At 69.3% G+C, this 11,284-nt stretch carries 11 protein-coding genes and 1 pseudogene; 7 read left to right on the top strand and 5 right to left on the bottom strand.

What is annotated here, in order from left to right:
• Positions 1 to 90: 90 nt before the first annotated feature.
• From H7841_14745 to H7841_14730, 4 genes and pseudogenes are all read right to left on the bottom strand, one after another.
• Positions 91 to 769 (bottom strand): annotated as a pseudogene (locus H7841_14745) (electron transfer flavoprotein subunit beta/FixA family protein).
• A gap of 117 nt (positions 770 to 886) precedes the next feature.
• Positions 887 to 1,441: a cob(I)yrinic acid a,c-diamide adenosyltransferase gene (locus H7841_14740; GenBank protein MEO5338131.1), complete on the bottom strand. Its 555-nt coding sequence runs from the start codon at positions 1,439 to 1,441 to the stop codon at positions 887 to 889.
• A gap of 7 nt (positions 1,442 to 1,448) precedes the next feature.
• Complete coding sequence (locus tag H7841_14735) at positions 1,449 to 2,447, bottom strand: M23 family metallopeptidase (GenBank protein MEO5338130.1); 999 nt, start codon at positions 2,445 to 2,447, stop codon at positions 1,449 to 1,451.
• 52 nt (positions 2,448 to 2,499) lie between these two features.
• The gene (locus H7841_14730) at positions 2,500 to 3,906 is read right to left on the bottom strand and encodes a bifunctional enoyl-CoA hydratase/phosphate acetyltransferase (protein ID MEO5338129.1); all 1,407 of its coding nucleotides are present in this window, start codon (positions 3,904 to 3,906) and stop codon (positions 2,500 to 2,502) included.
• 104 nt (positions 3,907 to 4,010) lie between these two features.
• Between H7841_14730 and H7841_14725 the strand changes: the two genes are divergently transcribed.
• Positions 4,011 to 4,466: a MaoC family dehydratase gene (locus H7841_14725; GenBank protein MEO5338128.1), complete on the top strand. Its 456-nt coding sequence runs from the start codon at positions 4,011 to 4,013 to the stop codon at positions 4,464 to 4,466.
• Between the two features lie 176 nt (positions 4,467 to 4,642).
• Here the strand turns inward: H7841_14725 and H7841_14720 are convergent, their stop codons facing one another.
• Entirely contained in the window at positions 4,643 to 5,125 is a 483-nt protein-coding gene (locus H7841_14720; GenBank protein MEO5338127.1) for a C-GCAxxG-C-C family protein, read from the bottom strand.
• Positions 5,126 to 5,343: 218 nt separating this feature from the next.
• On the opposite strand from H7841_14720, the gene H7841_14715 reads away from it, so the two are divergent.
• From H7841_14715 to menC, 6 genes are all read left to right on the top strand, one after another.
• Positions 5,344 to 6,045: a Crp/Fnr family transcriptional regulator gene (locus H7841_14715; protein MEO5338126.1), complete on the top strand. Its 702-nt coding sequence runs from the start codon at positions 5,344 to 5,346 to the stop codon at positions 6,043 to 6,045.
• A 79-nt stretch (positions 6,046 to 6,124) separates the two neighbouring features.
• The gene (locus H7841_14710; protein ID MEO5338125.1) at positions 6,125 to 6,304 is read left to right on the top strand and encodes a hypothetical protein; all 180 of its coding nucleotides are present in this window, start codon (positions 6,125 to 6,127) and stop codon (positions 6,302 to 6,304) included.
• A gap of 80 nt (positions 6,305 to 6,384) precedes the next feature.
• Positions 6,385 to 7,761, top strand: coding sequence for an isochorismate synthase (locus tag H7841_14705; GenBank protein MEO5338124.1), 1,377 nt, complete (start codon positions 6,385 to 6,387; stop codon positions 7,759 to 7,761).
• Complete coding sequence (gene menD / locus H7841_14700) at positions 7,751 to 9,403, top strand: 2-succinyl-5-enolpyruvyl-6-hydroxy-3-cyclohexene-1-carboxylic-acid synthase (protein ID MEO5338123.1); 1,653 nt, start codon at positions 7,751 to 7,753, stop codon at positions 9,401 to 9,403. Before H7841_14705 ends, menD begins: the two co-directional genes overlap by 11 nt.
• A gap of 13 nt (positions 9,404 to 9,416) precedes the next feature.
• A complete protein-coding gene (gene menB / locus H7841_14695) occupies positions 9,417 to 10,235 on the top strand; it encodes a 1,4-dihydroxy-2-naphthoyl-CoA synthase (protein MEO5338122.1) in 819 nt (272 codons plus the stop codon).
• Positions 10,235 to 11,281, top strand: coding sequence for an o-succinylbenzoate synthase (gene menC / locus H7841_14690; GenBank protein MEO5338121.1), 1,047 nt, complete (start codon positions 10,235 to 10,237; stop codon positions 11,279 to 11,281). Before menB ends, menC begins: the two co-directional genes overlap by 1 nt.
• Positions 11,282 to 11,284 lie beyond the last annotated feature (3 nt).

The raw sequence follows: 11,284 nt of genomic DNA, 5'->3' as shown, positions 1-11,284 counted from the left end.
CGACCTCGCCCAACTGGCGGGCCGCCGTGACCGCGTTCAGGGTGGCGGGCTTGAGGGTGGCGTCGTCGTGTTCGGCCAGCACCAGGACCGTCATGGGATCACCTTGGCCTCGTGGCGCATCTTGTCCACCAGTTCGGCCACCGAGGCGACCATGACGCCGCCCTGGCGGGCGGGCGGTTCCTCCACCCTGAGGACGGTCAGGCGCGGCGCCACATCGACGCCCAGGCCGGCCGGGGTAGCGGTCTCGATGACCTTTTTCTTGGCCCTCATGATGTTGGGCAGGGTGGCGAAGCGGGGCGTGTTGAGCCGCAAATCGGCGGTCGCGACGGCGGGCAGCGCCACCGCCAGGGTCTCCAGCCCGCCGTCGATCTCGCGGGTCACCAGGGCGCGCCCGCCGTCGACGTCGATCTTCGAGGCGAAGGTGGCCTGGGGCCAGCCCAGCAGGCCGGCCAGCATCTGGCCGGTCTGATTGGCGTCGTCGTCGATGGCCTGCTTGCCCAGCAGGATCAGGTCGGGCCGTTCCCGTTCCGCCACCGCGCGCAGCAGCCGGGCGGCGGCCAGGGGCTGGATCTCGGCCTCGGTTTCGATCAGCAGCGCCCGGTCAGCGCCCATGGTTTTCCTTGAGGCGGATCGATTCTTCGACGGCGATTTCGTCGAAGGGGTTCATGGACATCTTGACGCCCGCCGTCTCGACGCCCGAGCCGTCCGCCTTGACGCGGATGCGCACGTTGTAGTCGATGACCCGCTTGACCGCGACAAGGACCTTCATGGCCGCCCGCACCCCCTCCATTGTGCAATGCACAATAAGAAGATGACGATACGGTGAAATCGGGGGGGCTGTCAACGCCCCCTCCGGGTAGGCCACTTGGAGGGGAAACTCAAGGAATCAGCGGGTTGCGCCTGGTTGCCAGAGCCGGTCGCCGGCCCCCTGCCCGTTCTCATGCCGCGCCAGCACAAAAAGCAGGTCGGACAGGCGATTCAGGTAGCGGACGGCCTCGGGGTTGACCGTCTCGCGGCCCGCCAGGTCGCAGACCAGCCGTTCGGCCCGCCGGGCCACGGTGCGGGCCAGGTGCAGATGGCCGGCGGCCGGGCAGCCGCCCGGCAGGACGAAGGATTCCAGGGGCGCCAAGGCGGCGTTGAGGGAGTCGATTTCCCGTTCCAGGCGCTCCACCTGGGCGGCGACGATACGCAGGGCGCCCGGCGCCTCTCCGGGGGTGCAGAGATCGGCGCCCAGGTCGAAAAGGTCGTTCTGCAACCGTCCCAGGATGGCGTCGGCCTCGGGCGAGCAGGAAAGGCGCGCCAGCCCCAGACAGGCGTTGGCCTCGTCGACCGTGCCGTAGGCGGCGACGCGCAAGTCCCGCTTGGACACGCGGGTGCCGTCGCCCAGGGAAGTCTCTCCCTTGTCGCCGCCCCGGGTATAGATGCGTGTCAGCTTGACCATGGCCCGCCTACTTGATCGTCACCTCGCGCCGGATGCGCAGGTCCGGCTGGCCCTTGCGGGCCAGGATGGCTTCGCCGCGATAGAGCCCTTCCTTCCAGAACAGGCTCTTGCGCGGCGCGCCGGCGAAGGCGAAGCGGCGGGCCTGGTCCTTGTCGAGGGTCTTGGCGTGGCGAATGACGTCCGTCCCGTCGGGCGCCTGGATCAGGATGGCCAGTTCGTCGCCCGCCCGCACGTTGAAGATATCGACCCAGAAGACCAGGGCCGGCGCCAGAAGCGGCAGGACCGAATCGTGATAGAGGCCGGCGCGCACCCCTTCCACCTTGGGTTCGCTGGGCGCGAAGCCGGCCAGGTAGAGCGCGGTCGGCCGGTAGGGCAGGCGGTCGAGAACCTCGGGGGTCCAGAGGGCGTTCCGGCCCGGCCCGCAGTCCTTGCCCGTCTCGTCCGCCCCCCGGAAGGGATCGACGATCTCCTTGCCCTTCATGGCTTGCAGGTGGACATGGGGGAATTCGGTTTGGCCCGACAGCCCCACCAGGCCCAAAGGCGTGCCCGCTTCCACCTTGTCCCCCTTCTTCACCTTCACGCTGTTGCGCAACAGGTGGCAGTAGACGGTGGACCAGCCGTCGGCATGGGCGACGTTGACCCCGTTGCCGCATTCCTTGCCCTTGACCGCCTCCGGACCGCCTGCCCCCTGGAACTCGCCGTCCTTCATGCCGTCGCGCGCCCCGCTCACCACGCCGGGCGCGGCGGCCAGGACCGGAACGCCTAAGCGCATGGTCTCCTTGTCGCGGATGGCGAAGTCGACGCCCTTGTGGCCGTCGTAGCCGGCCGTGCCGCAAGCATAGTCGCGAAACAGCGGCGAGGGATCGTGGTCGACATGGTTGACGATCCAGCAGTCCTCGCCCGGCGTGCAGGCGAGCGGCAGGGCTAGACGCGGCGGCTCCGCCAAGCCCAGGGCCGGCCAGAGAAAAAATGCCAATACCGTCGCAACCCGTCGCGAAATGACCATGTCCCGATCCTAGCAAGGCCGGAGCGGCAGGAAAACCGTTACCGTCACAGCTTCAGGACGCCGTCTTGCTTCGGGCCGCCAGCACCGCCAGGGCGCAGGACGCCAGATGGGACGCCGTGTCGTCGGCGACGCCGAACAGCACGATGGGCACGCGGGCGCCCAGCACGATGCCGGCTTCACGGGCGCCGGCCAGGTACTTGAGCTGCTTGGCCAGCAGTTCCGCCGCTTCCAGGTCGGGGGCGACGACGATGTCGGCCTTGCCGGCCACCGGCGAGCGCAGGCCGCTCTGTTCCGCCGCCTTTTCGGAAACCGCCGTGTCGTAGGTCAGCGGACCGTCCACGATACCGCCCGTGATCTGGCCGCGCTCCGCCATCTTGCAGAGCGCCGCCGCCTCCATGGTGGACCGCAGGCGCGGATCGACCCGGTTGATGGCGGCCAGCAGGGCCACCTTCGGCGTCTCGATGCCCAGCAGGCGGGCCAGGTCGATGGCGTTCTGGACGATGTCCGGCTTGTCGGCGAAGGCCGGGTCGGTGTTGATGAGGGCGTCGGTGAGCAGCAGCGGACGGGGATAGTTGGGCACGTCCATGACGTAGACGTGGCTGATGCGCCGGTTGGTGCGGATTCCGGTATGGCGTTCGACGGCCGGCAGCATCAGTTCCTGGATGTAGCCGGAAAACTGGCCCGGCTGGGTGTTCTGGATGATCGCCTCGACTTCCAGGGCGCGGGCCATGGCGACGGCGCGGGCGGCGGCTTCGTGGCTGTGCTGGGTGGAAACGATCTCCACGCCCTTGATGTCGATGCCTTCCGCTTCGGCGGCGGCGCGGATGCGGGCCTCGGGTCCCACCAGCACCGGGCGGATCAGGCCGATGCGAGCCGCCTCCAGGGCGTCCTTCAGCAACGGGCCGCGCACCGCATGGACGATGGCGGCGCGAATCGGTTCCTGCCCCAGGGCCCGTTCGACGATGGCCTTCAGACGGGCCCCGCGATCCCACAGCAGCACCTCGGGCAGTTCCGGCCGTGGCCGGCGCACCTTCTCGGTAGGGGCGATGACGGTCGCCTGGCCCTCGATCACCGGCTTGCCGTCCTGGTTGACGCAGGTGCAGTCCAGCACCAGGCGCTTCTTGTCGTCGTCCCGTTCGACCACCGTGGCGGTGACGGTCACCGTGTCGCCGACGCCCACCGGCCGCTTGAACTTCAGGGTCTGGCCCAGGTAGATGGTGCCCGGCCCCGGCAGCTTGGTCCCCAGCACCGTCGAAATCAGCGCACCGCCCCACATGCCGTGGGCGATGATCTTCTGGAACATGTCGCTTTTCGCGTATTCCTCGTCCAGGTGGGCCGGATTGACGTCGCCCGACATGACGGCGAACAGCTCGATGTCCTCTTGCGAGAGGGTGCGGACCACGCTGGCCGAGTCTCCGACGCGGATTTCGTCGAAGGTCCGATTTTCGATGTATTCCATGGGAAGGTCTCCCTTGTGCCTACCTGTCCCCGGCGGTATTATTGCGGTGCAGTATATGCATCGCACAATACACCGAAACGGCGGGAAATGGAAGGAAACAGCCGATGGCCGAACCCATGACCGAGAACGAGGAACTCCACGGGTACTATTTCGAGGACCTGAAGGAAGGCATGACGGACGTTTACGGCAAGACGGTCACCGATGCCGACATCGTGCTGTTCGCCGGCATTTCCGGGGACATCAATCCGGTGCACCTGAATCACGAGTTCGCCGCCGAGACCATGTTCGAGGGCCGCATTGCCCACGGCATGCTGACGGCCAGCTTCATCTCGACCGTGATCGGCACCCGCTTGCCGGGGCCCGGCTGCATCTACGTCAGCCAGACCTTGAAATTCAAGGGCCCGGTCAAGTCGGGCGACACGGTGATGGCGCGGGCGACCATCCGCAAGCTGATTCCGGAAAAGAAGTTCTGCGAACTGGAGACCATCTGCTCCGTGAAGGGCAAGCCCGTCCTGGTGGGCGAGGCCACCATCCTGGTGCCGTCCAAGAAGGTCAAGTAGTCCCGGGTCGCGGGAGCCGCCGGATATCGCGGCTCCCGCGTCATACCAACCGGCCAATGACTTGACCGGTTGGCATTTTTTCTTGTCCCTCGCCGGGCGCCGCCTCCTGCGGCTTGGCCGCGGCCGCAATGGCCGCTCTATACCGGCCAACAAGTCATTTCGAGGGTTGACCGGTATCACAGCATCTCGACCACCCACTTGGTGACCAAGCCGGTGGCGCGGGCGCACTCGTCGCGGCGGGCTTCGGTGAAGCCCTTGTATTCCTCGGGCTTCCAGAAGTCCCAGGTCCGGCCGGTGAATCTTTTCTGCAGGTCCCCGCAGGTGATGCCGCCGAATTCGGCGACGAAGCGATCGACCAGTTGGCGGCCGGCCTGGAAGTTGGCCATGCCGCGTCCCTTGTCCAATTTGTCGGCGTCGCGGCCCTTGCGGGTCCCCAACGCCACCAGTCCGCCGGTCAGGGCCCCGCAGGCCCCCGCCCCCATCAGGCCGCCGCCGCCCGACAGGCCGTGGCTGGCCTTGATAAGGTCGTCGGATACGCCGCCGACGGCTTCCTTCACCGCGGTGAGCACGCATTGGGGACAACAGCCGTATTTGGCGTCGAGGTCGAAGGCCCTTTCGTAGGCCTGCCGGGCGAGGGTCTCGCGGTCGTCGGTCGTCATGTCGGAATCCGTTTCCTGGTCATCGCCGATGGGTCCTTGTAGCACTTTCCGACCGGCCCCTCATAGACCTGCGGCCGCGCGTTCGGGGCGAGGGCCGGGGCGATACGCGCCCGTGGCAGCAACAATAGCGGCATGGCGGGTTGTGACGGCCCCTTCTCTCTTGCGCTGCCGGCCCGGGTCTTCCAAACTCGCTTCAGGGAAGCAAGGGGGATTCCGCCATGACCGAAACCGGAAGGGATGCCTTGGGGAGGATCGCCCTGTTGGCCGGCATGCCCGCCGCCGAGCGCCTCGCGCTGGCCAAGGAATGCCGCTGGCAGAAGTTCTCCAAGGGCCAGCTCATCTTCGACAAGGACAGCGACAACCGGGACATCATGTTCGTGGTCGACGGACGGGTGACGGTGACCGGTTATTCGCTGGCGGGCAAGGAAATCTCGTTCGCCGAGATCGGGCCGGGCGACCACTTCGGCGAGGTGGCGGCCATCGACGGCGAGGCGCGGTCGGCTGCGGTGACCGCCGCCAGCGACTGCGAACTGGCTTCCCTCAATCCGGTGAGCTTCCAGCGCCTGCTGGAATCCCACCCGGCCATCGGCGCGCAGATCATGCGGCGCCTGACCGCCATCATCCGGCGCTCCACCGAACGTTTGATGGATTTCACGACACTCAGCGCCCACCAGCGGGTCTGTAGCGAACTGATGCGCATGGCCAAGCCCAGCCAGGCGGTGGCGGGAGCCTTCGATATCTATCCCATTCCCACCCAGGCCACCATCTCCAGCCGCATCGGCACCACTCGCGAGACCGTGGCCCGCATCCTGGGCGAACTGATTCGCGGCGGAATCATGGTCAAGAAGGGGCGCTCGGTCACCATCCCCGACATGTCCAAGCTGGAATTGCTGGCCCAGCGCCTCGATGGACGGCACTGAAGCTCTTCCTGTGTCGGCGATCACTGAATCCGGATGCCCGCCGGGGTAGCCTTCCCGAAAGAACGACGGAGAGGCCCCCATGACCAAGAACGGATCGCTGGACACCACCTGGAACGAACTCCGCCGCCTGTGGCTGGAGGGCCGCGAGCAGGCCCCGGCGATTCTTCGCGACATCAAGGAACCGATCCGCTTCCGCAGTCCGCGGGCAAGGCGTGCCGCCGCCCATCGTCAGACCCTCGCCATCGTCGCCATCGGATAGGGTTTTCCGGGGTCGATTTCCTCTTTGGCCGACTCGTGCTAGTTCTCGGGCCATCGCCTTCCTGGGAACCCCGAGCCCCGATGTCCGTCCGAGCCGTCCGCCGCCATCCTCCCTTCCTCGACCAGGCCCGCCAGCAGGCCCTGGACATCCTGGCCGACCGCGAGGAGGGATTGGTCAGTCTGACCCTTCCCGCGCCGGCCGGCTTGGTGCCGAAGGTTCCCGCCGGCCTGACCGATTTCCGCTTTCTCGCGCGGCCTTCGGAGGGTTTGGCCCTGCTGGGCCATCGCCAGGCGGCCAAGCTGCGCGCGCGCGGCCCCGGCCGCTTCGGCGCCCTGGCCGATTTCCTGGCCCGGGCCGGGGAGGCCTGGCGGCATGGGGACCCGGCAGCCACCGGCTTGCGGCCCCGAGCCTTCGTCGGATTCTCCTTCGCCGCGGGCGGCGGACTGACCGCCATCGACCTGCTGCCCGAGGCGGAGATCGTGGTGCCCGCCGTGCTGCTCCAGAACCATGGGGGAACTACGGCCTTCACCTTCACCGCCCGGCCGGGCGGGCGCCGGTCGGCGGAAGCCATCGCCGATTCCTGGATTGCGGGGGCGGCCGAAGTGATGGACCGGCTGACCCGGGTCCCCGATCGCTCGCCCGCAGGTCCCCTGCGGCGCCTGGACAGCGAACCCGAAGATGCCGTCTGGCTGGCGCGGGTCGGGCGGGCCCTGACCGATATCCGCGCCGGACGGCTGGATAAGGTGGTCCTGACCCGGCGCCTGCGGGTGGTGGCGGATCGGCCCTTCGAACCTTCGGTCATCATGGACCGCCTGGCGGAGCGCCATGGCGCTTGCACTCTCTTCGCTCTGGCCGACGATTCGGTCACCGCCGTCGGCGCGACGCCGGAACGGCTGGTCGCCCTGGAGGGAAGGCAGGTGCGCAGCGACGCCTTGGCAGGCACCCTGCCTTTGGGCCCATCCTCCCGGCCCGACGAGAAGGACCGCCACGAACACCGTCTGGTGGCCGACGCCATTCTCTCGGCGTTGCGCCCGGTCTGCGAGGAACTGGACTACCCGCCCCATCCGCGCCTGCTGCGGCTTTCGTCGTTGCAGCACCTCTGGACGCCGGTGACGGGCCGCGCGCGGCCCGGCGTGTCGCTGCTGGACTTGGCGGCCCGACTGCATCCCACCCCGGCGGTGGGCGGAAGCCCCTACCGGGTCGCCATGGACTGGCTTGCCCACGAGGGCGAGCGGCGGATCGGCTGGTACACCGGGGGCATCGGATGGGTCGACGCGGAGGGCGACGGCGACATCGCCGTGGTGCTCCGCTGCGCCGCCTTGAACGGCGACACGGCCATTCTGTCGGCCGGGGCCGGTATCGTCGCCGGTTCGGACCCGAAGGCCGAACTGGCGGAAACCGAACTCAAGCTCGCCACCATGCTGGATGCCCTGGGCGGAGCGCCCGATGGCCGCTGATCTGAACTTCCGCTGGGCCGCCACCCTGACGGCGGCGTTGGCCGACCTGGGCGTCCGCCATGCCGTCATCTCGCCCGGCTCGCGCTCCACGCCCCTGGTCCTGGCCTCCCGGGCCACCGAAGGGCTGAAGACCTGGGTCCAGGTCGACGAACGCTGCGCCGCCTTCTTCGCCCTGGGTCTGGCCAAGGGGACCGGCGCCCCGGTGGCGTTGGTCGCCACCTCGGGCAGCGCGCCGGCCCACTGGTATCCGGCAGTCATCGAAGCCAGCCAGGCCGGAGTGCCGCTGCTTCTGCTGTCGGCCGACCGTCCGCCCGAGATGCAGGACTGCGGCGCCAACCAGACCCTGGACCAGACCCGCCTGTTCGGGGCTCATGTCCGGGCCTTCCTGGGCCTTCCGGTTCCCGACGGGGAAGCGCTGGCCGCCCTACCCAACCTTGCCGCCCGGGCGGTCGACCGGGCGCTCTGGCCCCTGCCCGGCCCGGTGCATATCAACCTGCCCTTCCGCGAGCCGCTGGTGCCCGATGGCATGCCGGCGCTCGCCTCCGTCGCCGTGCCTCGTCTATCCCTTCCCCCTGCCATGCCGGCCGAGGTGCCGGAACTGCGCGGCCGGGGCGTCATCGTCTGCGCCGGCAATCCGGCCCCACCTGCCGCCGATGTCGCGGAACTCGCCCGGACGCTGAGGGTACCCGTGCTGGCCGACCCCCTGTCGGGCCTGCGCTTCGGCAGCCATGACCTGGAACCGGTGATGGTCCGCTACGACGCCTGGGCGCGGGGCGAAAGGTTCGTCGCCGGATCGAGGCCCGACTGGGTGCTGTCCTTCGGCGGGGCGCCGGTGTCCAAGCCTTTGCTGCGCTTCCTGGCCGGCTGCGGGGCAGCGGAATTCATCGTCGTCGACGACCGGGGAAGCTGGTCCGATCCGGTGCGGCGGGCGACCCATATGCTGCGCGCCGGGGCGGGAGCGGTCTGCCGGGCCCTGGCGGACACGCCCCCGGCCCCATCCGGCTGGCTGGAGCGCTTCCAGGAAGCGGACGCCGTCGCGACGCGGCTGGCGGACGCCTTCCCCATCGCCGAACGCGACATGGTGCAGGCGGCGACATCCACCGCCGGGCTGCTGTTTTGCGGCAACTCCCTGCCGGTGCGCGAAGTAGATGCCTTTTCCGGCAAGGGCCCCGCCGGCCCCGTGCTGACGGCCAACCGGGGCGCCAGCGGCATCGACGGCAGCGTTTCCACCCTGCTGGGCCTTGCGGCGGCTCATGGGCCGGCGGTGGGCCTGATCGGCGACCTCGCCCTCTACCACGACATGAACGGGTTGTTGATGGCCCGCGACGGCGGCCTGGATGCGGTCGTCGCCGTGCCCAACAACGGCGGCGGCGCCATCTTCGAGTACCTGCCCCAGGCTCGCCTGCCCGGCTTCGCCGACCACTGGCTGACCCCCACCGGCATCGACCTGGGCAAGGTGGCGGGGCTCTATGGCCTGCCCTATCGCTCCGCCGCCACCGGTGCCGAGTTCGCCACCGCCCTGGACGAGGCCATCGACAGGGGCGGCGTCCATCTGCTGGAAGTCGCCATCGACCGGGAGCGAAGCGTCGCCTCCCACAAGGCCTATTGGGCGGCCGTCGCCGCCGCCGTCGACGCCCTTTGACGAGGAACCCGCCATGGACTGGACCGAACGCACCGACCTGGGCTTTCGCGACGTGCTCTACCACCGCCTGGAGGGCATCGCCCGCATAACCATCAACCGCCCCGAGGTGCGCAACGCCTTCCGGCCCGAGACGGTCCAGGAACTGATCCGCGCTTTCCAGGAAGCCCACCTGGACCCGGAAGTCGGCGCCATCATCCTCACGGGGGCCGGGGACAAGGCCTTCTGTTCCGGCGGCGACCAGCGGGTGCGGGGCGAGGACGGCTACAGGGACGCATCCGGCACCACCCACCTGAACGTGCTGGACCTGCAGCGCCAGATCCGCAGCCTGCCCAAGCCGGTGATCGCCATGGTGGCGGGCTATGCCATCGGCGGCGGGCATGTGCTGCATCTGGTCTGCGACCTAACGATCGCCGCCGACAACGCCCGCTTCGGCCAGACCGGCCCCCGGGTCGGCAGCTTCGACGGCGGCTTCGGCGCCGGATTGATGGCCCGCACGGTGGGCCTGAAGAAGGCCAAGGAGATCTGGTTCCTCTGCCGCCAGTACGATGCCCGCGAAGCGCTGGAAATGGGTCTGGTCAACGCCGTGGTGCCTTTGGCCGACCTGGAGACGGAAACCGTCGCCTGGTGCCGCCGCATGCTGGAGCTCTCGCCCACCGCGCTGCGGGTGCTGAAATCGGCCTTCAATGCCGATACGGATGGCTTGGCGGGCATCCAGGAACTGGCCGGCAACGCCACCGCCCTGTTCTACATGACCGACGAGGGCCAGGAAGGCCACCGGGCCTACCTGGAAAAGCGCCGCCCCGATTTCGGCCGCTTCCCCCGGCGCCCCTGATGCCCTTCGTCTCCGCCTTCGCCATCCTGCCCTACCGTCTGGCGCTGCGCCGGCCCTGGCGGAGCGCACGCGGCACCGTGACCCACCGCGAAGGCTTCCTGGTGCGCCTGGACACCGCCGAAGGCCCGGTGGGATTCGGCGACTGCGCCCCCCTGCCCGGCCACGGCACCGAAACCGCGGCCGAGGCCCTCGCCGCGCTGGAGGAGATGCGGGGCGGTTTCCGGGGCGGTCCCGTTCAGGGCCTGATGGCCGGACTGGTACACCGCCGGCCGCGGAACCCGGCCGCCTGCTGCGCCGTGGAAACCGCCTGCATCGACCTGCTGGCCCAGGACAAGCACAAGCCGCTGCGGCGCTATCTGCAACCCCAGGCCGGCAACCGGGTGAAGGTCAACGGGGTGGTGGGCGGCCTGGACGACGGGGCGCCGGACCGGGCGGCGGGGCTGCTGGCGGAAGGCTACCGGGTGCTCAAGGTCAAGCTGGGCATCGCCGATTGGCCGGAGGAATTGGAGCGCCTGCGCGCCCTGCCCGAAGGCGCCCTGTTGCGCCTGGACGCCAACGGCGCCTGGACCGCCGAACAGACCCGGACCGCCATCGCGGACCTGGCGGATCTGCCCATCGAGGCGCTGGAAGAGCCCTGCGCCACCGCCGACATGGTGACGCTCGCCGCCTTGCAGGACGCCGCCCCCTTCGCCATCGCGCTCGACGAATCACTGATCCGGCTGGGTCCGGAAGCGGTGATCGCGGCGCGGCCGGTCAAGCGCCTGGTGCTCAAGCCGGCGGTACTGGGCAGCCTGGGCCTCGCCCGTTTCCTGGGCCACCGGGCGCGCGCGGCGGGAATGGAAGCGGTGGTCACCACCGCCCTCGATTCCGCCGTCGGCGTCCTGGCGGCCTGCCAGGTGGCGGCGGCCATCGACATCGACGGCACCCTGGCCCATGGCCTATCGACGTCGTCCTGGCTGGCCGAAGACGTCGGCCAAGCCCCGGCCGTCGAGAACGGAACTCTCCGCCTTCCCGAACTGCCGGGCCTGGGGTTCATCCCCCGATAGGAT

The organism is Magnetospirillum sp. WYHS-4 (genome assembly GCA_039908345.1).
Classification (GTDB): domain Bacteria; phylum Pseudomonadota; class Alphaproteobacteria; order Rhodospirillales; family GLO-3; genus JAMOBD01.
The sequence above is the reverse complement of the archived record's forward strand: the minus strand, read 5'-3'. Positions and strand labels throughout refer to the sequence as shown.

Coding starts and splice junctions, on each gene's coding strand:
- H7841_14740 (MEO5338131.1), bottom strand. CDS start 1,441: ATGGTCAAGCTGACACGCATCTATACCCGGGGCGGCGACAAGGGAGAG.
- H7841_14735 (MEO5338130.1), bottom strand. CDS start 2,447: ATGGTCATTTCGCGACGGGTTGCGACGGTATTGGCATTTTTTCTCTGG.
- H7841_14730 (MEO5338129.1), bottom strand. CDS start 3,906: ATGGAATACATCGAAAATCGGACCTTCGACGAAATCCGCGTCGGAGAC.
- H7841_14725 (MEO5338128.1), top strand. CDS start 4,011: ATGGCCGAACCCATGACCGAGAACGAGGAACTCCACGGGTACTATTTC.
- H7841_14720 (MEO5338127.1), bottom strand. CDS start 5,125: ATGACGACCGACGACCGCGAGACCCTCGCCCGGCAGGCCTACGAAAGG.
- H7841_14715 (MEO5338126.1), top strand. CDS start 5,344: ATGACCGAAACCGGAAGGGATGCCTTGGGGAGGATCGCCCTGTTGGCC.
- H7841_14710 (MEO5338125.1), top strand. CDS start 6,125: ATGACCAAGAACGGATCGCTGGACACCACCTGGAACGAACTCCGCCGC.
- H7841_14705 (MEO5338124.1), top strand. CDS start 6,385: ATGTCCGTCCGAGCCGTCCGCCGCCATCCTCCCTTCCTCGACCAGGCC.
- menD (MEO5338123.1), top strand. CDS start 7,751: ATGGCCGCTGATCTGAACTTCCGCTGGGCCGCCACCCTGACGGCGGCG.
- menB (MEO5338122.1), top strand. CDS start 9,417: ATGGACTGGACCGAACGCACCGACCTGGGCTTTCGCGACGTGCTCTAC.
- menC (MEO5338121.1), top strand. CDS start 10,235: ATGCCCTTCGTCTCCGCCTTCGCCATCCTGCCCTACCGTCTGGCGCTG.